18 protein-coding genes are annotated in these 23975 nt (G+C 72.2%); 11 read left to right on the top strand and 7 right to left on the bottom strand.

Annotated elements, in window-relative coordinates; genetic code table 11:
- Positions 1 to 10: 10 nt before the first annotated feature.
- Positions 11 to 970 (bottom strand): D-alanyl-D-alanine carboxypeptidase family protein, encoded by a 960-nt coding sequence (locus ACTWQH_RS22145; RefSeq protein WP_443288425.1) that lies wholly within the window; start codon positions 968 to 970, stop codon positions 11 to 13.
- Positions 971 to 1121: 151 nt separating this feature from the next.
- Between ACTWQH_RS22145 and ACTWQH_RS22140 the strand changes: the two genes are divergently transcribed.
- On the top strand, positions 1122 to 1574 hold the full coding sequence (locus ACTWQH_RS22140; protein ID WP_443288424.1) for a pyridoxamine 5'-phosphate oxidase family protein: 453 nt from the start codon (positions 1122 to 1124) through the stop codon (positions 1572 to 1574).
- A 151-nt stretch (positions 1575 to 1725) separates the two neighbouring features.
- The gene (locus ACTWQH_RS22135) at positions 1726 to 2493 is read left to right on the top strand and encodes a class I SAM-dependent methyltransferase (protein WP_443288423.1); all 768 of its coding nucleotides are present in this window, start codon (positions 1726 to 1728) and stop codon (positions 2491 to 2493) included.
- A 140-nt stretch (positions 2494 to 2633) separates the two neighbouring features.
- Here ACTWQH_RS22135 and ACTWQH_RS22130 read toward each other — a convergent pair whose 3' ends face one another.
- The 4 genes from ACTWQH_RS22130 to ACTWQH_RS22115 all read right to left on the bottom strand — a co-directional run bounded on the left by ACTWQH_RS22130 (position 2634) and on the right by ACTWQH_RS22115 (position 6352).
- Positions 2634 to 3299: a maleylpyruvate isomerase N-terminal domain-containing protein gene (locus ACTWQH_RS22130; RefSeq protein WP_443288422.1), complete on the bottom strand. Its 666-nt coding sequence runs from the start codon at positions 3297 to 3299 to the stop codon at positions 2634 to 2636.
- Positions 3300 to 3586: 287 nt separating this feature from the next.
- Positions 3587 to 3997, bottom strand: a complete 411-nt coding sequence (locus ACTWQH_RS22125; RefSeq protein ID WP_443288421.1) for a four-helix bundle copper-binding protein — start codon at positions 3995 to 3997, stop codon at positions 3587 to 3589.
- A gap of 465 nt (positions 3998 to 4462) precedes the next feature.
- A complete protein-coding gene (locus ACTWQH_RS22120) occupies positions 4463 to 5485 on the bottom strand; it encodes a DUF5954 family protein (RefSeq protein WP_443288420.1) in 1023 nt (340 codons plus the stop codon).
- Between the two features lie 132 nt (positions 5486 to 5617).
- Positions 5618 to 6352 (bottom strand): FadR/GntR family transcriptional regulator, encoded by a 735-nt coding sequence (locus tag ACTWQH_RS22115; RefSeq protein ID WP_443288419.1) that lies wholly within the window; start codon positions 6350 to 6352, stop codon positions 5618 to 5620.
- Positions 6353 to 6421: 69 nt separating this feature from the next.
- On the opposite strand from ACTWQH_RS22115, the gene ACTWQH_RS22110 reads away from it, so the two are divergent.
- The 3 genes from ACTWQH_RS22110 (at position 6422) to ACTWQH_RS22100 (ending at position 11670) form a co-directional block, all read left to right on the top strand.
- Positions 6422 to 7888, top strand: coding sequence for an Nramp family divalent metal transporter (locus ACTWQH_RS22110; RefSeq protein ID WP_443288418.1), 1467 nt, complete (start codon positions 6422 to 6424; stop codon positions 7886 to 7888).
- Between the two features lie 99 nt (positions 7889 to 7987).
- Positions 7988 to 9724 (top strand): IlvD/Edd family dehydratase, encoded by a 1737-nt coding sequence (locus ACTWQH_RS22105; protein ID WP_443288416.1) that lies wholly within the window; start codon positions 7988 to 7990, stop codon positions 9722 to 9724.
- Positions 9725 to 9903: 179 nt separating this feature from the next.
- A complete protein-coding gene (locus ACTWQH_RS22100; RefSeq protein ID WP_443288415.1) occupies positions 9904 to 11670 on the top strand; it encodes a discoidin domain-containing protein in 1767 nt (588 codons plus the stop codon).
- 63 nt (positions 11671 to 11733) lie between these two features.
- On the opposite strand, the gene ACTWQH_RS22095 is transcribed toward ACTWQH_RS22100, so the two are convergent.
- Positions 11734 to 13650, bottom strand: a complete 1917-nt coding sequence (locus tag ACTWQH_RS22095) for a chondroitinase-B domain-containing protein (protein WP_443288414.1) — start codon at positions 13648 to 13650, stop codon at positions 11734 to 11736.
- A 181-nt stretch (positions 13651 to 13831) separates the two neighbouring features.
- Here ACTWQH_RS22095 and ACTWQH_RS22090 point away from each other — a divergent pair, with 181 nt between their 5' ends.
- From ACTWQH_RS22090 to ACTWQH_RS22065, 6 genes are all read left to right on the top strand, one after another.
- Positions 13832 to 15394, top strand: a complete 1563-nt coding sequence (locus ACTWQH_RS22090) for an esterase/lipase family protein (protein WP_443288413.1) — start codon at positions 13832 to 13834, stop codon at positions 15392 to 15394.
- Positions 15391 to 19386, top strand: a complete 3996-nt coding sequence (locus tag ACTWQH_RS22085) for a tetratricopeptide repeat protein (protein ID WP_443288411.1) — start codon at positions 15391 to 15393, stop codon at positions 19384 to 19386. The genes ACTWQH_RS22090 and ACTWQH_RS22085 overlap by 4 nt, the downstream gene beginning before the upstream one ends.
- 176 nt (positions 19387 to 19562) lie before the next feature.
- On the top strand, positions 19563 to 21479 hold the full coding sequence (gene htpG, locus ACTWQH_RS22080; protein WP_443288410.1) for a molecular chaperone HtpG: 1917 nt from the start codon (positions 19563 to 19565) through the stop codon (positions 21477 to 21479).
- A 135-nt stretch (positions 21480 to 21614) separates the two neighbouring features.
- Positions 21615 to 21938, top strand: a complete 324-nt coding sequence (locus tag ACTWQH_RS22075) for a hypothetical protein (protein WP_443288460.1) — start codon at positions 21615 to 21617, stop codon at positions 21936 to 21938.
- Between the two features lie 6 nt (positions 21939 to 21944).
- Positions 21945 to 22289, top strand: a complete 345-nt coding sequence (locus tag ACTWQH_RS22070; protein ID WP_443288459.1) for a hypothetical protein — start codon at positions 21945 to 21947, stop codon at positions 22287 to 22289.
- Between the two features lie 283 nt (positions 22290 to 22572).
- Positions 22573 to 23424 carry an alpha/beta fold hydrolase gene (locus ACTWQH_RS22065; RefSeq protein WP_443288409.1) on the top strand — a complete coding sequence of 284 codons (852 nt, stop codon included), beginning with the start codon at positions 22573 to 22575 and terminating at the stop codon, positions 23422 to 23424.
- A gap of 58 nt (positions 23425 to 23482) precedes the next feature.
- Here the strand turns inward: ACTWQH_RS22065 and ACTWQH_RS22060 are convergent.
- A partial coding sequence (locus ACTWQH_RS22060; RefSeq protein WP_443288408.1) for a carbohydrate-binding protein occupies positions 23483 to 23975 on the bottom strand: 493 nt, incomplete at its 5' end.

The following is a 23975-nucleotide window of genomic DNA, read 5'->3' as shown; positions in this document are numbered from 1 at the left end:
CCGGACAGGCCTAGTCGGTCTGCGCGCCCTGCGGGAGCGAGCGCAGGCTCATCGTCCTGGCGGAAGACGTGCCGAAGGCGTAGTCCAGCATCTCGGCCGCGTCGTTGTAGCGCTGGTCGGCGCTGGAGCTGTTCAGCACGACGCCCGCGACCGTCCGGCCGTCGCGCCTGGCGGCGAAGACCAGGCACGGGCCCGCGACGGAGCCGGTGCCGGTCTTGATGCCGATGGCGCCGTCGTAGGAGCCCAGCAGCTGGTTGGTGTTGTACCAGGTGTAGGTGCGGCCGTTGGTGGCCCTCTTGACGGTGCTCTGGCTCTTCACGATCACGCGCAGCGCCTTGAACGACAGCGCCTTGGCGGCCAGCATCGCGGCGTCGCGCGGGGTGGTGTGGTTCTCGCCGTTGCGGGAGATGCCGTCGAAGGAGTCGTAGTGGGTGTTGGCCAGGCCCAGGTTCTCGGCCATGGCGTTCATCTTCCGGATGAACGAGGTGGTGCGGGCCCTGATGGAGTCACCGCTGCCGAAGGTGTCGGCCAGCGCCATCGCGGCGTCGCAGCCCGAGGGCAGCATCATCGCGTAGAGGAGCGCGCGGACGGTCAGCCTGTCGCCCTTCCTCAGGTCGGCGGTGCTGGCGCCCTGCTCGGCGACGTAGTTGCGGTACGCCTGCTTCATCGTGACCAGCCGGTCGAGGTCGAGATTGCTCTGGCTGAGCACGACGACGGCCGTCATGACCTTGGTGGTGCTGGCCATCTGGCGGGGTGTGGCGCCGTCCTTCACCCACAGCCTGTCCTTGGCGGTGACGTCGTAGAGGTAGGCGCCCTGCGCCGAGACGGTGGGCGTGGCCCTGGTCGTGGTGGGGGCGGTGGCGGTGGCGGCCTGGGCGACAGGCGACGCCAGGGCGGGCGCCGCGACGGCGAGCGAGGCAGAGCCGAGCAGCGTGGCTCCGAGCCGGCGCCGGGTGATACCGGGGTTCAATGCAACTCCTGAGAGCTCCTGAGAACGGGACGAGTGGGCTGAGCCTAGCCCGTGTCCGGAACATGGTTCGTACCGGTCCTGTCGTGCATGACACGACACATCCCCCGGAGCGCGGGCGGCCCTTGCCGGTGCCGGGTGCAAGACTGCCGGGATGGCGACCTGGCAGCAGTTCGAGAGCGAGGCCGGTGAGCTCGCGTCCGCGGTGAAGGCTCGGTTCGAGGCGGGAAAGACCCACATCCTGGCGACGCTGCGCAAGGACGGCTCGCCCCGGGTGAGCGGGACCGAGGTCGACTTCATGGGGCCCGACCTGTCGTTCGGCTCGATGCTGAACGCGGTCAAGGCCATGGACCTCCGCAGAGACGGCCGGTGCGCGCTCCACGCACACCCGCACGAGCGCGGTGATGCCAAGGTCGCCGGGGTCGCGGTCGAGGTGACGGATCCCGGGGAGAGGCGCGCGTACGCCACCGGCTCCGAGCCGCCGGGCGACTTCCACGCGTTCCGGCTCGACCTCCGTGAGGCCGTGCTCACCGCCGTGGAGGGCGACGAGCTGGTCATCCGGCTCTGGCGGCCGGGGCGAGCTGTCGAGACCCTGCGACGCGGGTAGCCGGTAGCCGTCCGCCCCTCGACATGACCTTCGGCGGCAAGCAGCTCATGCCCTGACCGCTCTGACCGCCACGCGGCGGCGATGCCGCTTGTGGCGGGCGAGGCGGAAAATGCGTTGCCGCGGCGCCCGGTTCTCCGCTCGAATGCCGACCATGGATGCTCGTGACGGCGGTGCCGACCATGTGGAGCTGAACCGGCGGTACTGGGACGATCAGGCGGCCGCCTGGCACGGGCCGCTGGCTCGCGATCACTGGTCGCGGACCGAGGTGTGCTGGGGCCTGTGGGCCACTCCGGAGTCCCGGGTCCGCGTGCTGCCCGCCGAGCTGGCCGGGACGCGCGCGATCGAGCTGGGCTGCGGCACGGCGTACGTCTCCGCCTGGCTGGCGCGGGCGGGCGCCCACCCGGTGGGCATCGACCTGTCGGAGAAGCAGCTCGCCACCGCCCGCGCGATGCAGGAGGAGTTCGGCCTCGACTTCCCCCTCGTCCTCGGCTCGGCCGAGTCCGTCCCCTACGAGGACGGCACCTTCGACCTGGCGATCAGCGAGTACGGCGCCTCGCTGTGGTGCGACCCCCACCGCTGGATCCCGGAGGCCGCCCGCCTGCTGCGGCCCGGCGGACGGCTGGTGTTCATGCGCTACTCGCCGCTGTTCGCGCTGAGCCTGACGAGCGAGGGGCGGGCGTCGACCACCCTCGTCCGCGAGCAGTTCGGCCTGACCCGGCTGCCCTGGGGCGACCGCGTGGAGTTCGTCCTGCCGCACGGCGAGATGCTGCGCGTGCTGCGCGCCAGCGGCTTCGTCGTCGAGGACCTCATCGAGATCCAGGCGCCCAAGCCGACCCAGCGGGACTACGCCGAGATCTCCGCCGACTGGGCCCACCGGTGGCCGAGCGAGGAGATCTGGACGGCCCGCCGGAGCGGATGAGGCGCGGGCTGCCCGTTACTCCTGCTGCTCCTGACTGCTCCTGCTGCTCCTTCCGCTCCGCCTGGGCCTCGTTGACCGCTCGGCGAGGTCGTCGGGGAAGCCGTGCGCGTTGGTGTCGGCCAGCAGCTCCGGCCGGACGATCAACCGAGGACGAGCGGGAGTTTCGCGGCCAGCCCGCCCAGCTCGTCCAGTTCCGCCTTCTCCGCGTCGGTCGGGGCGCGCCGTCCGGTGCCGACCAGCAGCGCGTCCCGGTCGGAGAACGACGCGGGGAACGCGGCCCCGGCGATCTTCTCCAGCATCTCGCGGGAACGGGCGAGGCCCGCCGCGGGCGGCCGCGCCGCGTCCGGGAGGTGCGCGATCAGGTCGAGGTGGTGCAGCGTCCACTCCAGGACGTACGCGCCGAGGTAGTCGCCCGCGGTGAGGACCACGTCGCGGGTGCTGACCCACAGGGCCGGGTCGGCGAGTTCGGCGGCACGGCCGGCGGCGGAGCCGACGTCGTCGAGGTGGAACTTGAGCAGCCACGGCTCCTCGTACGCGGCGGCCAGCCGGACGGTCAGCGCGTCGAGCGGGTCATCGCCGGTCGGGGGCGTCTGGGAGACCTCCCAGTACGTCACCGCGTCGCGGGTCGGTTCCGTTTCGGCGGGGGTCACGAGGGTGATCAGGACGTCCTGTGCGTCGACGATCAGGTGGCACACCAGGTCCCGTACGAGCCAGCCGGTACAGCCCGACGGCCGTGCGAAGTCGTCGTCCGGGAGCTCGGCGACCGCCGTGCGCAACGCCGTCCACGAGAGTGAGAAGAGATCCACCGCCGCAAGCTAGCAGCGCCCGCCCACCGCGGCGAACGATTTCTCCGCCGCCCCCTTCATCGACTCGTACGACGCCCTCGCTCCGCGCCCCCGGCTGCGCGGCGCCGCCGCGCTCGTCAGCTCGGGGAGCGCGGCGTACAGCCTCGCGGGGCGGTGCGCGTGCCGGCACTCCGCTGCCGGCCGGGGCCACCGGGCCCGGCCGGCAGCAGAACGCCCCACCGGGACGACGAGCGCGGCGGCCGCGTCCGCGGGCCTCCTCCGCCCTCTTCAGCCCTCCTCAGCCCTCCTCAGCCCAGCTTGCCGAGCAGGGTGCGGCAGGCCTGCTCGCAGCGACGGCACGCCTCGGCGCACACGTGGCAGTGCTCGTGCATCCCGGCATGCCGCTCGCACTCCTCCGCGCATGCCTTGCATGCGGTCGCGCAGGCCTCCAGCTGGGCCCGGGTGATGTTCGCGTCATAGCCGGTGTGGCGGGAGAGTACCCAGGCGGTGGTCTGGCAGATGTCCGCGCAGTCCGCGTTCGTGCGGATGCACTTGCGCAGCTCCCCGACCCGCTCCTCGGACAGGCAGGCATCCGCGCAGGCCGTACACGCCTGCGCGCAGGCCAGGGTCTCCTGGATGCACCGGGTCAGTGCCTCGCGATCGATCCGCCCCAGATCGGCCGGATAGGTCTGGAGCATCTCCTTCACCGGAGCAGTCATCAGTACCGCCTCCCTTTCGTTCGAGCCCGAGGCGGCGGCCGGTCGGCCACCGAACCACCCAAGGGCGCCCACACGCGTAACACCCGGACGGCACCGGCAAACCAGACAGGGGCCGAGCTCCCCCGCATGGTCGTCGAAACAGGCCTTGGAACATACCCCGGGGGGTATATGTCGCCCAGCGACACACGCCGCACCACACCCCTGGGTTCCCCGACTGCTACACCCGCTGGGGCCGTCGCCGCGCTCGTGTGACAGTAGCTACCGATCACGGCGGGCCCGCTGTGGATCAGCGGAGCCACAGGTGCAGCGCCGTCGCCGCGTACGACGCCGTGGGGGTCGGCGTCAGGGCGTCGTAGAAGGGACGGGCGGCGGTGGCGGCGATGCCGTCGGCCGGCGGCCGGAGGGTCGCGAGGACCTGCCGGAATCCGGCCAGGTGGAAGGCGGATGCCCCTCCCGCCGAGCGCCCTACTCGTCGTAGGTGATGTTGCCCTGCTCGTCCATGGTGGGACGGATCTTCGTCGGCTCCTGGTGATCCTCGTCCGAGGGACGCGGCCCCTCCGGGCCGTCATGGCCGATCCGCATCATCCGCTCCACGCGGGTGATGTGGAAGCGCCGCCCCCGCACGCGCAGCTCGTTGGGCCGGTTGCGGCCCATGAACTCCTCCGCTGCCCGCGCGTACTCCGTCTTCGCCGCCTCCGGCATCTCCGTCAGCATGGGCAGATACTCGCGCAGGTAGAACACCAGCGAGCGCCGCGCGTCCTGCGGGGTGGGGTGCAGGCCGGAGATCAGCGACCAGGAGTGCTCCTTCCGTTCCAGCACGCGGAACGTCGGGGGGAGCAGCACCACTCCGGGGTGCGTGGTCACCGCGCGCGCGGAGTCGGCGAGCACCTGCTTGGGGAAACGGTCGGAGGTGTAGAACACCGGCAGCAGCGCCAGGCGTTCGGCCGCCTGCGTGGCTGGGACCGCGGCGGCGTGGTCGACCAGGAAGCCCTCGGTGGGCGAGGGCGGCCGCTTGGTCCGGTCCCAGCCCTCGCGATCCGGGTCGGTGGGGCGCGGCGGCTCCAGGCCGTCGTCCCCGATCCGGGCGAACTCGTCGGCCCGCACGACGCGGTAGCGCGTGCCGAGCACCGTCAGCTCGTCGATGCGCTCCGTCTCCAGCCGGGCCACGGCCGCCAGCAGCTCGCGGCGCTCGCAAGGCCCGTCGGCCTCGTCCTTGGCCTTCAGCCACAGGTGGGAGTTGAGAAAGTCGCGTGCGTCCTGCGGGAAGCCGCTGTCCAGCGTGTCGAGCACCCGCCATGCCGACCCGTCCTCCGGGCGTTGCTCGGCCGCGCCGAACAGCGGCCCGCGCACCACGATCTCCGGGTAGCGCGCGAGGGCCGCGAGCGCGTCCGCCTCCGTGACCTGCCCCATCGGGTCGTCGGGGCGCTCGACCCTGATGGTGAGGTGATCGAACGCCGCCTCTACCGACTGCTCCACGTCGTCAGACATGTACTCAGTGTGGCAACAGCAGGCGACCGCCGTCAGCCGAATCCCCAGATTCCGAGGATCTGAGGAGCGCGAGGAACTGAGAAGCGCGAGGAGGCGACCGGACGTCGGACCTTCGACGTCCGGGGTGGATGTCTACGACGTCCCGGGGGAGTCGGCGATCTCCCGCTCCGCGGCGTCAATGATTCCCAGCATGGCCGCCGACGCCGCCGCCGGATCGCCGCCTTCGACGGCTTCCACGACGGCGCGGTGGGCGGGCAGCGAGCCCTTGGCCGCCCCGGGGGTCTGCGTGCTCACGCCGAAGCTGTGCTCCAGCGCGATGTCGATGGCGCGGCCCAGGGAGCCGAGGAGGCGGTTGCCGCTCGCGTCCACCAGGACACGGTGGAACGCGATGTCCGCCTCGACGTAGCCGCTGCGCCCGGGCCGCACCGCCGCGGCCTCCATGTCCGCCAGGGCGGCGTACAGGGCGCGTACGTCCTCGGGGCGGGCCCGGACGGCCGCCAGCCGGGCCGCCGCGGGCTCGACGATCCGGCGCAGCTCGCCGGTGTCGCGCAGCAACGCCGCCGGGTCTCCGGCCTGTTGCCAGCGCAGCACGTCGCGGTCCAGGTGGTTCCACTGCTCCGCCGGCAGCACCCGCGTGCCCGTGCGCGGGCGCACCTGCAGCATCCCCTTGGCCGCGAGGGCCTTGACCGCCTCCCGCAGCGCGCCGCGGCTGACGCCGATCTCGGTGGCGAGCGCGTCCTCGACCGGCAGTGGCTGCCCTGGCTGCCACGCGCCGCGCACGATGCGCTGGCCGAGCTCGTCCACCACCCGCTGATGCATGGTCCGGTAACGCAACGCGATCATGTCCCACCCCTGGACGAGAATCATCTAATCATTTAATGATTCGTCCTAGGTTACGCGACAGAGCAGCCAAACGGCCTAAGGAGGCTGTTGCCCATGACTCACCCGGACGACGGAGTCGTCGCGCCCCGCGAAACCGACGCCACCGCCCCCTTCCCGCTGAACAGCCGCCACCTGCCGCTGCCCGAAGTACGGACGCTGCCCGCCCCGCCCCGCAAGACCTGGCGGATCATCGGTCCCGGCATCGTCGCGGCCGGCGTGGGCCTGTCCTCCGGTGAGTTCATCCTGTGGCCGTACATCGCCTCCCAGGCCGGGCTCGTGTTCCTGTGGGGCGCCGTCGTCGGCGTCATCACCCAGTGGTTCCTCAACATGGAGATCGAGCGCTACACGCTCGCCACCGGAGAGACGGCCATCACCGGCTTCAACCGCTACTGGCGGCACTGGGGCGCGGTGCTCGTCGGGCTCACGTACGCGGCCAACCTGTGGCCCGGCTGGACCACCAGCTCCGCCACCATGCTGTCCTACGTCTTCGGCGGCGACCCCACCGTCATCGCCGTGTGCATGCTGCTGCTCATCGGCGCCATCCTCACGCTGGCACCCGTCGTGTACACGGCGCTGGAGCGGCTGCTGTTCGTCAAGGTCGCGCTGATCGGCGGCTTCTTCGTGCTGGCGGTGATCCTCGCCATCAAGGCGTCGAGCTGGGGAGACCTGCCGGAGGCAGCCACCCACGCCGGCCAGTTCCCCAGCGAGCTCGGCGTCGCCGTGCTGATGGGGGCGCTCGCCTACGCCGGAGCCGGCGGCGGGCAGAACCTGTGCCAGAGCAACTGGATCCGCGACAAGGGCTTCGGCATGGGCCGCTACGTGCCCCGGCTGGTCAGCCCGGTGACGGGCAAGGAGGAGCCCGCCTCCGTGGCGCCCACCGGATACGTCTTCGTCCCCGAAGGGGAGAACCTCGCGCGGTGGCGGCGCTGGTGGCGCTTCGCGAACATCGAGCAGGCCGTGACCTTCGGCCTCACCACGGTCGTCACCATCGTGCTCGCCTCGCTGCTGGCCCACTCCACGGTCTTCGGCGTTCCCGGCCTGTCGAACGACGTGAGCTTCGTGGAGACGGAGGGCGAGGCGCTGAAGGCCCAGGTGGGCGACTGGTTCGGCGTGCTGTTCTGGCTGATCGGGGCGTTCTCCCTCTTCAGCGCGGCCACCGGCATCGTCGACTACACCAGCAGACTCGCCGCCGACGTCCTGAAGTCGACGTACCTGCGCGGCTCGCGCGTTCCCGAGAGCCGTCTGTACTTCTGGCTCGTGTGGGGGCTGGTCGCCATCGGCGTCGTCATCCTGGCGGTCGGGCTCGACCAGCCGCTGGTCCTGCTGATCGTGTCCGCCTGCGTGGCCGGACTGATGATGTTCGTCTACTCCGGTCTGCTGCTCTTCATGAACCGCAAGGCGCTGCCCGCGCCGCTGAAGGTGCGCGGCTACCGGGCGGCCGTCCTGGTATGGGCGGTCGGCCTCTTCGGCGTCCTGTCGGTGCTGACCATACGCCAGCAGATCATCGACCATTTCGGCTGAGCACCTGCCGAGCACCGGCCGGCCAGCCGACGACCACCGACCAACCAACGACCAACCAACGACCGACCAGCGACCGACCCGCGACAGGAGACACTTTTCATGACGGACGGGAAACCGACAGCCCGCCGAAGCCAGGCATGGTTCGGCGCCGAGGGCCGCGGCGGGATGATCTACCGGTCCTGGATGCGCAACCAGGGCTTCGGCCACGAGGTGTTCGACGGGCGCCCGGTCATCGGCATCGCGACCAGCGCCTCCGAGCTCGCCCCGTGCAACGCCCACCTGACCCGCGTCGCCGAAGCGGTCAAGCGCGGCGTGTGGCAGGCCGGCGGCTTTCCGCTCCAGTTCCCCACCATGGCCACCGGCGAGACGCTGATGCGCCCCACGGCCATGCTCTACCGCAACCTCATGGCCATGGAGGTCGAGGAGCTCATCCGGGCCAACCCGCTGGACGGGGTCGTGCTGCTCTCCGGCTGCGACAAGACGACGCCCGCCATGCTCATGGGCGCCGCCAGCGTCGACCTGCCTGCCCTCATGGTCACCGGCGGCCCCATGCTGAACGGGAAGTACCGCGGGGAGGACGTCGGCTCCGGGACCCACGTGTGGAAGTTCGAGGAGGACCTGAAGACCGGGCGGATGACGCAGGAGGAGTGCTTCTTCGCCGAGGGCTGCATGGCCCGCTCCAACGGCCACTGCATGACCATGGGGACCGCCTCGACGATGGCGTGCATGGCCGAGGCCCTCGGCATGCAGCTCCCGGGCTCCGCGACCTGGCCCGCCGTCGACTCCCGCCGGATGGAGACGGCCCAGGCGGCCGGGCAGCGCATCGTCGCCATGGTGGAGGAGGAGCTGCGCCCCTCCCGCATCCTCACCCGGGAGGCGTTCGAGAACGCCATCCGCGTCAACGCGGCCATCGGCGGCTCGACCAACGCCATCATCCACCTCACCGCCATCGCCGGGCGCGTCGGCGTCGACCTGACCACCGAGGACTTCGACGCCCTGGCCCGCCCGGTGCCGACCCTGGTCAACCTGATGCCCAGCGGAAAGTACCTGATGGAGGACTTCTGCTACGCGGGCGGGCTGCCAGCCGTCGTGCGCGAACTCGACCGCGGCGGAATGCTGCACGGCGCGCAGGTCACCGTCACCGGCCGTGGCATCGCCGAGAACGTCGCCGACGCCGAGCGCTTCGGCTCCGACGTCATCACCAGCCTCGACGCCCCGTTCCAGCCGCCCGGCACCGGCACCGCCGTCCTCCGCGGCAACCTGTGCCCCGACGGCGCGGTGATCAAGCAGTCCGCCGCGTCACCGCACCTGCTCACCCACCGCGGCCCCGCCCGCGTCTTCGACTCGCCCGAGGCGTACCACGAGGTCGCCGACGACCCGGATCTCGACGTGGACGAGAACACCGTGATCGTCATCCGCAACGCCGGCCCCAAGGGCTACCCCGGCATGCCCGAGGTGTCCAACGTCCCGCTGCCCACCAAGCTCCTGAAGGCGGGCGTCACCGACATGGTGCGCATCTGCGACGGCCGGATGAGCGGCACCGGCTACGGCACCGTGGTCCTGCACGTCACACCCGAGGCCGCCGTCGGCGGACCCCTCGCCCTGGTGCGCGACGGGGACCCGATCGTTCTCGACGTGCCGAACCGCACCCTGCGCCTTGAGGTGGACGACGCCGAACTCGAACGCCGACGGACGGCGTGGAAGCCGCCGGCGCCGCGGCACACCGGCGGCTACGCCTGGCTCTACACCCAGCATGTCCAGCAGGCCGACCGGGGCGCCGACTTCGACTTCCTCCGGGGCAGCCGCGGCTACCACGTCCCCCGCGACTCTCACTGACCCACCGGCGGTCGCCGGGCGGCCGGGCCGTCCGGCGACCGCCGAGGGGGCGTCCCCCTGCTTCTCGGCACTCCTCCCGAAGCCGCCCGCATACGGTCCGCTCCGTCAACGCCGCACGTCTCCGGCGACGCTCGGCGGCCGGGGGCTGCGGAGGAGCACTCTCCGAGGAGGAAAATCCCGTGAGGCGTACCCGTTTACGGCTGCCGTTGGCGGTCGCCGTCCTCGCCATGGGGGTGGGGGCGCTGGTCGTGCCGACGACGACCGCGCAGGCCGCCGGCGAGCAGATCACGCCCGCCGCCGGCGCGGTCACCGCCAGCACCAGCGACGAGAACACGCCGGCCAACGCCGTGGACGGCGACCTCGGCACCCGGTGGTCGGGCGAGGGCGACGGCGCCTGGCTGCAGTTCGACCTCGGCTCGACCATGACGGTCAGCGAGATCAGGCTCGGCGTGTACGAGGGCACCACCCGTCAGAACGTCTTCGAGCTCCAGTACTGGAACGGATCCGGCTGGGCCACCGCCTACGACGGCGAGAGCAGCGGCACGACGACACAGCTGGAGGCGTTCGAGTTCGAGCCCGTCCAGACCTCGAAGGTCCGCTACCTCGGCCACGGCTACACCGGTGACGGCGAGGGCGACTGGAACAGCCTCACCGAGGTCGAGATCTGGGGCAGCCCCGACGGCGACGGCGGCGACCCGGGCGACCCCGGCGACGATCTTCCGTACGGCACGGACGGCAGCGGCAACCCCAGGACCGACGACTGCACGATCAGCAGCGACTCCGACCCGCAGGCGGCCATCGACGGGGCCTCGGCCGGGGACGTCGTCTGCGTCAAGCCCGGCGACTACTCCGACACGGAGTTGACCGTCGACGAGCCGATCACGGTTCGCGCCAACGGCGTCGTCACGGTGCGGAACATCGTCATCAGCGGCAGCGACGCGACCGTCGACGGCTTCACGGTGGTCGGCGACGCGCTGGACGACCCGTCGACGGGGATCAAGTTCGCCGGTACCGGGCACACGATCATCAGGAACCTCGTCAAGGGCAAGCAGATTCACTACGGCATCGCCTGCGACTACGACGACTGCGCCAGCGACGTGCTGATCTCCCGCAACACGGTGACGCAGACCAGCAACTTCGGCGTCTACCTCTGGGGCGGCTCCGAGATCACCGTCGAATGGAACAACATCTACGACCTGTGGTCCGAGGACGGAAACGACGACGTCGACGGCATGCGCGTCTGGGGCACGGGCCACACCATCCGCAACAACTACATTCACGACCTGAACGCCAGCAAGGGCGAGGGCGAGCCGCACGCCGACTGCATTCAGAACTACCAGAACAGCAGCAGGACGGTCGAATCCTACGACGTCACGGTGGAGAACAACTACTGCGTACGCGTCTCCGGCCAGTGCCTGATCATGCAGAACGAACACCGCCCGACCGCCGACGTCCGCGGCTACACCTATCGCGGCAACGTGTGTGAATCCTTCGGCAGCCAGACCATCGAACTCGGCAGCGTCACCGGTGCCGTCATCGAGAACAACATCCTGTGCGGTGGCGTGGACGGCCACGTCCTGACGTTCCACAGCACGGTTGACGATCTCGAGACGACGGATGTCCGGATGCGCAACAACGTCCTCGTGACGGCCGGCGGTTCCACGTACGCCAGCGGCAGCAGAGACGCGCTGACGGACGACACGGACAACCGTGAACTGCTCGATCCGTCGATAGCCGACGACTGGGAGGAGTTCGAGGGCAACCCGGACGCGGACGTCCCCGCGATCAACCCCGACGACTTCACCCGGTTCCGCGCCCTCGCGCAGCAGGCGGACGTCGTCGACGAGGGCAGCACGCCCCACAGCCCGGACTTCACCCAGGACGTCGACGGAGCGCCCCGTGTCCAGGGCGCGGCCATCGACATCGGCCCCTTCGAGTTCAACTGACGCCGGTGGGCCCGGCGGCCCTCAAGGCCACCGGGCCCACCTCAGCTCGCCGGGGCGGGCGCGTTACGCCTCCGGGCCGACCTCGCTCGCGCTGAGCGGTCCCCGGGTGGCCGCGGCCGACGAGTGCTCGTCCGCTCCGACGTCGGCGGCACCGGCACGGGCCTGGCCGTCCATGTCGTCGGTGACGAAGGCGTGGCCGCCGGTGCCGGCGTCGATCGCCGGGCTGTCCGCGCCGATGCGGTACACGGACCCCTCGCCGTCCCGGGCCAGCAGGGGATCGACCTCCATGATGGCGGAGGAGGGCTGGGTGACGCCGACGGTCGCCGACTCGGTCGGCCACGCGATATTCCCGCTGTACGTCAGGTCCACCGGCGTCATCAGCTCGTTGAACAGCTTTCCTTCGCCGCCGACGACCACGTTGTCGGCGATGACGGAGTCGACCGGTGCGAGGTCGTAGTTGGCGCCGATCTCGATGTTCGACACGTTGTTCACGAAGGTGTTGTTCACCACGGTCGCCCGGTAGACACGCCAGTGCGAGCTGAGCGCGCCCGAGGTGTCCACGTCGCCCCCGTCGAGTTGCAGCGCCGCGTCGTATCCGGTGCCGGTCAGGCCCTCGAAGTAGTTGTTGTAGATCGTGTGGTCCTGGCCGTAGATCCGGATGCCGCCGGTTCCCGGCTTCCCCTCGCCGAGGAAGAAGTTGCCGTAGATCTCGCCGCGGTTCCCGTGCCGGTATGTCAGGGTGCCCTGGGAGGCGCGGAAGGTGTTGTAGCGGACGATGTTGTCGTTGCTTTTCACGGAGACGATCTCCGGGTCACCGTCGCAGTTCTCGAAGAGGTTCGACTCGACGACGGTGAACCCGCTCGACTCGGAGATCTCACTCCAGCCGACCCGGATCGCCTCCATCTCGTTCTCCGCGCGGGGGCCGATGTCGCGGAAGTGGTTGTGGTCGATGCGATCGTGCTGGGACTGCTCGGTCTCCGATCCGTCGATGGTGATGAAGTTCCCCAGCTGGTGCTTCTCCTCGAACAGATTGTGATCGATCCGGTTGTGGTGGCTGTTCGCCCCGCCGATGAGGACCCACTTCAGCGACTCCTCCTCGGTGAGCCGGAAGTGGTTGCGCGTCAGGCGCACGTGGTGCGAGCTGGTGATCTTCAACGTGTCACTGTTCGTCCATGTCAGGCCCTCGAAGGTGACGTACGAGGAGTCCTCGACCTCCAGCTGCCCATCGTTGATCACCGCCCCGCCGCGACGGGCCGCGACAACGGTGATGGGCTCGTCCGCGGTCCCGTTCCTGCCGGTCATGGAGCCGATCGTGTACTCGCCGTCGGCGAGCACGATCCGGTCCCCGGCCCGCGCCGCGGCGAACGCGCTCTCCAGCTCGTCCGAATCCGAGACGTCGACGACGCGGCCGGGCCCCGGTTGCCCCGGATCGGAGCCGCCGTCGCCGTCGCCGTCGCCACTCCCCCAGACCTCGACCTCGGTGAGGCTGTTCCAGTCGCCCTCGCCCTCCCCCTCGTAGCCATGCCCCAGATACCGGATCCGCGACGTCTGAACGGGCTCGAACTCGAACGCCTCAAGATCCGCCGTCGTACCGCTGCTCTCCCCGTCATGGACGGTGACCCAGCTCGTCCCGTCCCAGTACTGAAGCTCGAAGACGTTCTGACGTGTGGTGCCCTTGTGCACGGCGAGCCTGACCTGGCTGACCGTCGTGGTCGCCCCGAGATCGAGCTCCAGCCAGGCGCCGTCGCCCTCGCCCGACCACCGGGTGCCGAGGTCGCCGTCCACGACGTTCCCCGGCACATTGCCATCATGCGTGCTCGCGGTGACGGCATCGGCGGGAACAGCGATCTCGCCGCTCTCGGCCTGCGCGGTCGTCGCCGGGACGACCAGCGACGCCATGCCCGCGACGAGGACGGCGACGGCCAGGAACAGCCGCCCGCGTCTCCGGCGCGCGATACCGATGAAGACGGGGTGCCTCACGGATTGTCCTCCTTGATCGAGTTCGTCGAGTTCGTCGAGTTCGTCGAGTTCTCTCTTCTCGGCCCTCGATGGAGCCCTGGAGGGCCAGGCGGACCGTAGGCGACGAGCCACGGGAGGAGTCACGAGCAACAGGCGGTAGGACGGACGGAACCGCGGCGGCCCGGGGCCAGTTCTTACGGGCATGGAACGCCTCCGCCACCTCGTCGTGGTCCTGCCGGGCATCGGGGGCAGCGTCCTCGCCCGCCCCGGCGACGCGCTCCCGCGCTCGCGCACCGTGTGGGACGCGGGCGCCTGGGACGTCGCCGCCGCCGCGCTGCTCAGCCCGCGGCGGCTCAGCGTCGCCGACCATCCCGCCCTGACCCCCCTCGCGCTGGTGCCCCGCATCGGCTTCGCGGGGCCGCTGGCGCTGCCCGGCTACGCCGGGCTCGTCAGGCGGCTGGTGAAGACCTTCCACGCCCGGGTCGCCACGGCGAGCCCGGCGGGCGGCGCGCCGGACGCGCACGCGGACGTGCTGCTCTTCCCCTACGACTTCCGCGTGGGCGTCCGGGCGGCGGCCCACCGGCTGCGCGCCGCCGTCGAGGACCATCTGTCCGCCACGTGCGGCACCGAACGCGAGAAGTCCGCCCGCGTCATCGTGATCGGCCACTCGATGGGCGGGCTGGTCGCCCGCTACTGGCTCGGCCCCCTCGGCGGGGCGAGCCGCTGCGCCGCGCTGATCACGCTCGGCACGCCGCACCGCGGCGCGCCGAAGGCGCTGGACTGGCTGGTCAACGGCGTACTGGGCGGCAGCCGGCTGTTCGGCCGGGCGACGGAGGTGCTCCGCGGCTGGCAGTCGGTGTACGACCTGCTCCCCCGGTACCGGATGGTGCGTGCGGACGGCGACGGCGGCACGGGCGACGGCAGCACGGGCGACAACGGCGCGCGGCCGCGTTACCCGCACGAGCTCGACGCCGCGCTCACCGCGCGGGTGCCCGGCTTCGCCGCCCGCGCCAGGGACGCGTTCGCGCTCCACGAGGAGATCCGGCAGGCGTGGACACCGGGAGCTCCGGCGCCGCTGCCCGCCCTCACCGCCGTGTTCTCCCGCGGCCACGGCACCCCGCACCTCGCCGTGGTGACGGCCGAGGGCGAGCTGCGCGTCGAGGACGCCGACCCGCCCTGGCTGCCCAACCCCGGCTGGGCGGGCGACGGTACCGTTCCGGCGATCTCCGCGATCCCCATCGAGCTGGACGGGCAGCGCACCGCCTGGCGCGCGGTCCCCGGCAAGCACCTGATGCTCGGCTCCGCACCCGAGGCGGTGCGGATCCTCGCGATGCACACCAGCCCCTCCCTGGCTCAGGTGCATGGCGAAACGCCGCAGGGGCCCTGGCTGGGCATCGACCTGGAGGACGTGCTCCTGGCCGGGACACCGCATCGGCTGCGGGTCCGGCTGCTCGGCGCGGAGCCCGAGGCCGGCACCCGGCTCCACGCCGAGGTGCGCTCGGCACCGCTGGCGGACCCCGCGCCCGCGTCCCCGCCCCCTCGCCGGCGCGTGACGGACTGGTCCGACGCCGGGAACGGCTCGTGGACGTCCATGCTGCCGCCGCTCCCCCCGGGCCGCTACGAGCTGACCGTCCAGGCGGTGCGCGTACCGGCGGCGGGGCGGGTCACGGCCCGCACCGTGCTGGGCGTCGTGCCGCCGGACGCCGACGCCGAGCCCGCAGGGCGCGCAGAGCCCGCAGCACCCGCAGCACCCGCCGAGCCATGAGCCCCCACCGATGGCCCCGCTGGCACCGGGAGTCGGCCCCGGCCGACCTGGCCAGGTACGCGCAGCGCGGCGTCGTGAGCAGGCTGCTGGACGGCGTGCCCGCGCCGTCGCCCGAGCCGGCCGAGGAGCGGGCGCGGCGGCTCTTCGAGGCGTTCGCGGAGCGCGGCATCCGGTACGCCCACGCCTCGCTGGACAGCCGGCCCGGACAGCAGGACATCAGACTCCCCGACGAGGTGCTGCTGCGCCCCGGCCACGGCACCTGCCTGGACCTCGCCGTCGCCTACGCCGGCGGCTGTCTGGACGCCGGCCTGTGGCCCCTGGTGGCCGTTCTCGGCCCTGCCGTCCCTGGTGGCGACGCGCACGCCGTCGTCATCGTCTGGCTCGACACGCTGGGCGAGGGGGAGGCCGGGCACCCGCTCCGGGACGTCGTCCATCACACGGCGCCCGCCGCCGTGCTGGCCGGGCTCGCCGAGGGCCCCGAGGAGCTGGGGGACTTCATCGCGGTGGACGTGGCCCGGGCGGCCGTCGGCTACGCGACCGGGGCGGGCGGCTGGGCGGCAGCCGTCGCGGAGGGGGCACGGCTGCTGCGCCGCCTGCCCTGGGAGGTCGGCGTCGACATCGGGCTCGCCCACTCCTCCCCGGCCCCGCCCGCCACGCACCCCGTCCCCGGCTGGCCCACCCGCCCGGTGCTCAGGGAGCCTTACCTGCGGCCCGAGCACGCGCCCGACGACGAGGGCCCGCTGCGGCAGATCTGGGCGCGGTACGGGATCGTGCCCTTCCAGCGGCGGGGCGAGCTGGAGAGACTTCACGCCTGGTTCCTGGAACGCGAGCCACAGCCCCGGCCACAGCCGCGCCCACGCCCGCGTCCGCCGACGCGGGTCGCCCTGCTGTACGGGCCCGGCGGCGCGGGCAAGACCCGGCTGGCCGCCGAGCTGGCCACCCGGCTGGGCGAGAGCGGCTGGTACGCCGGGTTCCTGGAGCGGAACACCGCCCCGGAGGCCGTCGAGTGGCTGGCCCGCGTGGTCTCGCCGCTCCTCGTCGTCGTGGACTATGCCGACGACCGCCGCACCGAGGAGATCACCGCCCTGCTCGACGTCCTGCTGGAGCGGACGGCTCCGACGTGCGTGCTGCTCACCGCGCGCACCGCGGGCGCCTGGTGGGAGGAGGACATCGCGGAGGAACGCATCGGCCGGGCCGAACTGCGCCATCCGCCGACGGAGCTGACGCCCCGTCCTCCCCGGCCCCTCGACGTCTACAACGCCGCACTCGCGGCGTTCTCGCCGGAACCGCCGCCCCGCCCGGCGCCCGGCCCCGCGCCCGGCCCGCCCCGGCGCGCGGGCGGCGCGGGCGGCACAGGTGGCGACGACGACGGGTGGGGAACGCTCGACCTGGTCATGCTCGCCTGGCTCACCGCCCGCCACGGCGGCGCGGAACCGCCCCGCACGCCCGCCGCGCTGTACGAGAAGATCCTCAGCCACGAGCTGCGCTACTGGCGGCGCGCCTTCCGGGGCCGGTTCCACCAGCGGCTCGAACCCGCCGTCATCGAGGCGTCCGCCGCCTGCGTCAGCTTCCTGGCCCCGGCGCCGGGCCGCGTCCCGGAGGTCCTCGGCGGCGTGCCCGCCCTCTCCGGGACGCCGGTCCGTCGCGCCCGGGTCGCCGCGATCATCACGGGCCTGGTTCCGACGCCCGATCCGGAGGGCGCGCTCTTCCTCCAGCCCGACCTCCTCGCCGAACACCTGGTGCTGCGCCTGCTCGGCGCGGACGAAGGGCTGCGCGACGCCTGCCTGCGCGGTGCCGACGCCGCCGAGCTGCGCAACTCCTGCCTGACCCTCACGCGCGCCTGGCAGCGGGACGCCGAGACGGCCGAGCGCATCGCGGCGGGGATGCTCTCCGCGCGGCCCGACGCGTGGGAGGCGGCGTTGCAGTCCTCGCTGACCCACAACGGCCCGTTCATCCGGCCCCTGGAGGCGCTGGCCCGGGCCGACGGCACTCCCCTGCCCCTCGACCGGCTGGCTCACGAGCTGCCGTTAGGGCACGGCACGGTGCGCCGCCTGGCGCTGATCGCCGCCGAACGGTCCGTGGCCCCGCCCGCCACCGATCCGCCCGGCCGGGACCGGCGTTCGATGTCCCTGGGCACGCTGGCGATCCGGCAGGCCGAGGCGGGGCAGCGGCCGGAGGCGCTGGAGGCGGCGCGGGAGGCCGTCGCCATCCGCCGGCGGCTGGTCGCGTCCGACGCCACGGAGCACCACCAGTCCAACCTGGCCGCGTCCCTGAACACCCTCGCCAACGCCTACGGCGGCCTGGGCCGTTACGAGGAGGCCCTGACGGCGGTCGCGGAGTCCGAGGCGCTCTACCGCGAGCTGGTCCAGCGCGACGCCGAGCGGTATCTCGCCGACTTCACGCGCGTGCTGACCACCAGGTCGCAGCACCTGAGCAACCTCGGGCGCCATCAGGAGGCAGCGGACGCCGCCACCGAGGTGACGGCCCTGCGCCGCCGTCTGCTCGGCGAGCTCGGGCGAGGAGCGGCAGGGGGAGCGGCAGGGCCGGAGGCCGAGCTCCGGGCAGCCGAGTACGCGCGGTCGCTGGTCATGCTCTCCGTCCGGCACGGGGCCCTGGGACGTGACGAACAGGCCGCCGACGCGGCGGCCGAGGCTGTGGGCCACCTGCGCGCCCTCGCCGAGACCAACCCCGGGACCTACCTGGCCGAGCTGGGAGGCGCCCTGCACGCGCTCGCCGCGCGCCTCGGCGACCTGGGCCGCACCGCGGACGCGGCGGCCATGGCCCGGGAGTCCGTCGCCGTCCGCCGCGAGGTCGCCGCTCACGGCGGGATGCCGAGCCAGCGTGCCGACCTGGCCCGCACGCTGAACACGCTCTCCTCGCTGTGCAAGGACGCCGGCCGGCACGAGGAGGCCCACGCCGCCGCGGCGGAGGCGGTCACCCACTACCGCGCCCTCGCCGGGACCGGCGCGCCGGCCCACATGCCGGGCCTCGCCGTCGCCCTGAGCACCCTCGCCGGCCGCCTGGGCGCCCTGGGCCGTGCCACGGACGCGGAACGGACGGCGGCCGAGGCGGTGGACGTGGCACGGCAGGTGGTGGAGCGCGGCGGGACCGCGCAGCTTTGGGTGCTGGCCGGGGCGCTGGGCAGCCTCGCCCGGCACCGGGGCGCGCTGCGGCACTATCCGGAGGCCGCCACGGCGGCCGGGGGGGCCGCCACCCACTACCGCGCCCTGCTGGCCGCCGAGGGCGAACGCCACCTGCCGCGCCTCGCCACGACGCTGACCGGGCTGTCCCGCTGGCTGCTGAGGACGGGGCGGGCGGCCGAGGCGCTCGACGCGGCCCGGGAATCCGTGGACCACCTGCGCGCCCTGTCCGATCGCCGCCCCACGCTCCTGCCGCACCTGGCCATGGCGTTGAACGGCCTCGCCGCCTCGCAGGAGGACGCCGACCCGGAGGCGGCCCTCGCCACGCTCGGCGAGGCCGTCGCTCTCTTCCGCCGCCTCGCGCGCACCGACCCCGGCGCCTCCCGGCCGCGGCTGGCCACCGCCCTGACCAACCAGGCCATGCGGCTCCGCGCGCGCGGGCGCCACGACGAGGCCGGGGCGGCGGCCCAGGAGGCCGTGGACATCGGCCGGACGCTCCAGGACCAGCCGCAACTCGCCAGGTCCCTCTCGGTCCTCGGTTCCTGCCTGACCGCCCTGGGACGTCACGAGGACGCCTGCGCGGCCGACCACGAGTCCGTCGCCATCCGGCGCCGCCTCGCCCGGGCCGACCCGGGGCGCTACGCGGCGGACCTGGCCGCCTCGCTGAACAGCCTCGGCGTCGGCCTGAGCGGCATGGACCGTCTGCCGGAGGCCCGCGCCGCCTTCGGCGAGGCCGTGGACATCCTCCGGCCGCTGGCCGCCGAGCGGCCCGAGACCTTCGGGGCCTGGCTGGCCACGGTCGAGGGCAACCTGCGCCCCGGCCCCGGTCGGCGTTCCGCACCGCCTGGCTGAGCGGCCGCTGCCTTCACGGCCGAGCCCGTCGCCCGCGTCGTGGAAGCCGAGGGGCACCCGTCACGGCGACGCGGGATCCGCATACGATGATCAGCAGCAACACCGCACGGGAGCCTGCCTCTCGACGGCACCGTTTCGCTCCCGTCACCAGGTGACAGACGAGGGAAGCCACGACCATGCCGACCGAGACGTTCGAGTTTCAGGTGGAAGCGCGCCAGCTTCTGCAGATGATGATTCACTCGATCTACTCGAACAAGGACGTTTTTCTGCGGGAGCTCGTCTCCAACGCCTCCGACGCGTTGGACAAGCTCCGGATCGAGGCGTTGCGTGACGACACGTTGGGCGCCGACGTGTCCGACCTGCACGTCAGCATCGAAGCCGACAAGGACGCCCGCACCCTCACGGTGCGCGACAACGGCGTCGGGATGTCGCGCGAGGAGGTCGTGCGGCTCATCGGCACCATCGCGAAGTCCGGAACCGCCGAGTTTCTCCAGCGGCTCAAGGAGGCCAGCGGCCCGGCGGCGGAGGAGCTCATCGGGCAGTTCGGCGTCGGCTTCTACGCGAGCTTCATGGTGGCCGACGAGGTGACGCTGCTGACCCGGCGCGCGGGCGAGGGCAAGGGCACGCGCTGGACATCCACCGGCGAGGGCACGTACACCATCGAGACCGTCGACGAGGCGCCCCAGGGCACGTCGGTCACCCTGCGGCTCAAGCCGGTGGACACCGAGAACCAGATGTTCGACTACACCTCCCCCTGGAAGATCAGGGAGATCGTCAAGCGGTACTCGGACTTCATCACGTGGCCCATCAGGATGGACGCCCAGCCGGCCGCCGAGGGCGACGACGGCGCGGGCGACCAGCGGCCCGAGCCGGAGACCCTGAACTCCCGCAAGGCGCTGTGGGCGCGGTCCCGGGACGAGGTGTCCGACGACGAGTACCACACGCTGTACAAGCACATCAGCCACGACTGGGCCGACCCGCTGGAGATCATCCAGGTGCGCGCGGAGGGCACCTTCGAGTACCAGGCGCTGCTCTTCTTCCCCTCCCGCGCCCCGCAGGACATCTTCGCGCGCGGCACCCGGCGCGGCGTCCAGCTGTATGTGAAGCGGGTCCTGATCATGGAGGACTGCGAGGCGCTGATCCCCGAATACCTGCGCTTCGTCAGGGGCGTCGTCGACGCCCAGGACCTGTCGCTCAACGTCTCGCGGGAAATCCTGCAGCAGGACCGCCAGATCGAGCTGATGCGCCGCCGGCTGACGAAGAAGGTGCTGTCCACCCTCCGGGAGATGAAGGCCGGCCGGCCCGACGCGTACGCGACGTTCTGGCGGGAGTTCGGGCCGGTCGTCAAGGAGGGGCTGCTCAACGACCACGACAACCGCGACGCCATCCTCGCGGTCGCCTCGTTCGCCACCACCCGCGACGCGGAGGAGGCGGCCACGCTCCCCGAGTACGTCGAGCGCATGAAGGACGGGCAGGAGCACATCCTCTACATGACGGGCGAGTCCCGGGCCGCCGTCGAGAGCTCGCCGCACATGGAAGCCTTCCGGGACAAGGGGCTCGAGGTGCTGATCCTCACCGATCCCATCGACGAGCTGTGGGTGGGGGCGATCCCCGAGTACCAGGGCAGGGCGCTGCGATCCATCGCCACGGGTGAGGCCGAGGTGGAGACGGGAGAGGAGAAGGAGCAGGGGAAGGCCGAGCGGGAGCAGCGCCGGCAGGAGTACGCCGAGTTGCTGACGTGGATGACCACGCGGCTCGGCGAGGAGGTGAAGGAGGTGCGGCTGTCCTCCCGCCTCACCGTCTCGCCGGCCTGCGTCGTCTCGGACGCGGGGGACATGACGCCCGCCCTGCGGAACATGTACCGCGCCATGGGCCAGGAGGTGCCCGAGAACAAGCGCATCCTCGAACTCAACCCCGGCCACCCGCTCATCGAGGGCCTGCGCCGGGCCCACGCCGACCGCGCCGCCGACCCGGACGTCGCGGCCATGGCCGAACTCCTCTACGGCATGGCGCTCCTGGCCGAGGGCAGCCAGCCCGGCGATCCGGCCCGCTTCACCAGGCTCCTCGCGGAGCGGCTGGAGCGCACCCTGTAGGGCGTGGGCCCGAACGCCGGGGCGGGCGGCGGGACGGCGACAGTCGCCGTGCTGTCCCCGCCCCGGTCGACGGCGGGCCGGCCGCGCTGGTCATCGGCTGTGAGGACGCCGCGGCGCCACCCACCCCCTTGGCTAGTGTGCACGCGTGACCATCGAGCTGACGCTGTTGCCGCGTGTCGCCTTCCGCGGGCAGGAGATCACCGCGCCGCGGCTGCGCGGGCTGCTCGCGCCGCGTCGGTCGTCGCGGCCCTGGCCGCCGGCTTCCTCTCCGCCGACCTCGGTGGCACCCTCGAACTGTCCCGGACACTCTGCTTCCTGCCGTTCTTCCTGCTGGGCTGGCGGCTGCGCGAGGGGCTGTTCGCCGACGCGCTGCGGGCCCAGTGGAGCCGGTACGCCGCCGTGGCCGTGCTGGGCGCCGCCTTCGCCGCCGCGTGGCCGCTGCGCGACGAGGTGCGGTAGGCCTGGTTGGAGATGCGCGTCCCGTACGAGACACCGTCGGAGTGGGCGATCCGGGCAGCCGTCCTCGTTGCGGGCATGGCCTTGGCGCTCAGCTTCGTCCGCCTGGTGCCGCGCCGCCGCCTGCCGCTCGTGACGTACCTCGGCGCGGGCGGCATGTACATCTACCTGCTGCACCCGTTGGCGCTGCGTCTGCTGGCGCACGCGGGGTACGGCGTCGAGTGGGTCGGGCCCTGGCCCGAGCAGGCCACGCTGCTGGGCCTCGCCACGCTGCTGGCCGCTTCGCTCGCGTCACCGCCGGTGCGCCGCCTGACCCGGCCGATCATTCAGCCGTCCCGACCCGGCCGGGGGTGAGGCGGCGGCACACGGGACTGAGCGGGCGGCGACGTCGGCCGGGCGTTTTATTCCTCGCAGCCTCCCAGCAACCGGCCGGGACCGGTCCCCGGCCCCGCGCCTGGAGGGCTGCCGACGTCAGGCGTGCCGCAGACAGCAGCCCACGTACCTCCCGCGGGCGCGAGCACCCGCCGCCACCGGCGCGGGGGAAGATACGGGGCAGGCACGGAATCGGAAGGGCACCCCACGCCCACCGATCACTCAATCCCCCGGAGCCTTTGGACAGTTGTCACCAGGAGTATTCATGGCCACCTCCACCACCTCCACGCTGGTATTGGTTCACGGTTTCTGGCACGGCTCCTGGTGCTGGAGCGAAGTCATCCCCCACGTGGTAGCCGCCGGCCGCCCGGCCGTTGCGGTGGACATGGCGGGGCACGGCCTGTACGCCCGCCGTCCTCAGTGGTTCACCACGCAGCCGTACAACCCCGAGGCAGTCAGCACGGAGGTTTCACCCGTGGCGGACGTGAGTCTCGACGATGCGGCCGAGTTGCTGACGTCGCAGATCAAGCGGATCGGCGGTGGTGAGCCGGTTACGGTGGTCGCCCACAGCGCGGCAGGCCCCGTACTGACGCGAGTCGCCCAGCAAACGCCCGAACTGGTCGCGCACGCGGTGTACCTCACTGCGTACATGCCGGCATCCGACGTGCCGGCGGCGGCATACACGCGGATGCCCGAGGCCGTCGGCGACCAGGTCGCGCCGTTGCTGCAGGGCGACCCGGCCCAGATAGGCGCGCTGCGGCTGGACTTCGCCACGGACGACGCGGACTACCGGCAGCGGCTGTACGAGGCGTTCTACGGCGACGTGGACCCGGTCCTCGCCGACGCCGCCACCGGCCTGCTGACGCCCGACGGTCCTGTTGGCATTATGCGCGGCACCACCACCCTCACCGAGAGCGGCTGGGGATCCGTTCGGCGCACGTACCTCACCTGCGCCAGGGACATGGCGATCGGGCCGGCCCTCCAGGCGAAGTTCATCGCCGAGGCCGACACAGCCTTCCCGGACAACCCGACCTCCGTCGTCGCGCTCGACGCCTCCCACTCGCCCTTCCTCTCCATGCCGGAGGAGGTGGCCGACATCATCACCCCCCTTGGGTGACCTGCGTGCCCGCCGGGAACTCGTCACGCAGTCGAAGCACTTCGACGGCGAACCGGCGTCACTCAGCCGATGGCGCCGCGAACTCGATCCGGTGTAGGCGGATGTTGCCGTGGAGGGTGATGTGCAGGTCGTGGATGCCGGTGGGGGTGTGGGTGAGTGTCTGGCGGATGGTGGTGTAGGTGTAGGGGTCGCCGGTGTCGGGGATGGGGATGGTGGCGTGGAGGGTGGTGCCGGGTGCGTGGAGTTCGATTTCGGCGGGGGTGTGGGTGGGGATGGCGGAGGCGGTGATGGCCACGGTGCCGGGTCCGTGGGTGCCGAGGTCGCAGGAGTGGAAGATGAGTTCGCCTGGCGTGTCGTGGTTCGCGGGTGTCGTTGAGTCGCCGGCGGTTTTGGTGTGGTCGACGAGTTCGATGTTGTGGGATTGGTCGAAGTCGGCAGCCGCCAGCCCGGCACTCATCACCGGGCGGGGCGGGATGGGGTCGCCGTCCACCGTCACCGTCTCCGAGCAGCGGATGTCGCGGCTGGAGGCGCCGGCCTGCACCTCGTACGCG

This window comes from Streptomyces sp. 6N223 (assembly GCF_052246635.1).
GTDB lineage: Bacteria > Actinomycetota > Actinomycetes > Streptomycetales > Streptomycetaceae > Streptomyces.
The sequence above is the reverse complement of the archived record's forward strand: the minus strand, read 5'-3'. Positions and strand labels throughout refer to the sequence as shown.

Coding starts and splice junctions, on each gene's coding strand:
- ACTWQH_RS22140 (WP_443288424.1), top strand. CDS start 1,122: ATGGCGACCTGGCAGCAGTTCGAGAGCGAGGCCGGTGAGCTCGCGTCC.
- ACTWQH_RS22135 (WP_443288423.1), top strand. CDS start 1,726: ATGGATGCTCGTGACGGCGGTGCCGACCATGTGGAGCTGAACCGGCGG.
- ACTWQH_RS22125 (WP_443288421.1), bottom strand. CDS start 3,997: ATGACTGCTCCGGTGAAGGAGATGCTCCAGACCTATCCGGCCGATCTG.
- ACTWQH_RS22120 (WP_443288420.1), bottom strand. CDS start 5,485: ATGTCTGACGACGTGGAGCAGTCGGTAGAGGCGGCGTTCGATCACCTC.
- ACTWQH_RS22115 (WP_443288419.1), bottom strand. CDS start 6,352: ATGATTCTCGTCCAGGGGTGGGACATGATCGCGTTGCGTTACCGGACC.
- ACTWQH_RS22110 (WP_443288418.1), top strand. CDS start 6,422: ATGACTCACCCGGACGACGGAGTCGTCGCGCCCCGCGAAACCGACGCC.
- ACTWQH_RS22105 (WP_443288416.1), top strand. CDS start 7,988: ATGACGGACGGGAAACCGACAGCCCGCCGAAGCCAGGCATGGTTCGGC.
- ACTWQH_RS22090 (WP_443288413.1), top strand. CDS start 13,832: ATGGAACGCCTCCGCCACCTCGTCGTGGTCCTGCCGGGCATCGGGGGC.
- ACTWQH_RS22085 (WP_443288411.1), top strand. CDS start 15,391: ATGAGCCCCCACCGATGGCCCCGCTGGCACCGGGAGTCGGCCCCGGCC.
- htpG (WP_443288410.1), top strand. CDS start 19,563: ATGCCGACCGAGACGTTCGAGTTTCAGGTGGAAGCGCGCCAGCTTCTG.
- ACTWQH_RS22065 (WP_443288409.1), top strand. CDS start 22,573: ATGGCCACCTCCACCACCTCCACGCTGGTATTGGTTCACGGTTTCTGG.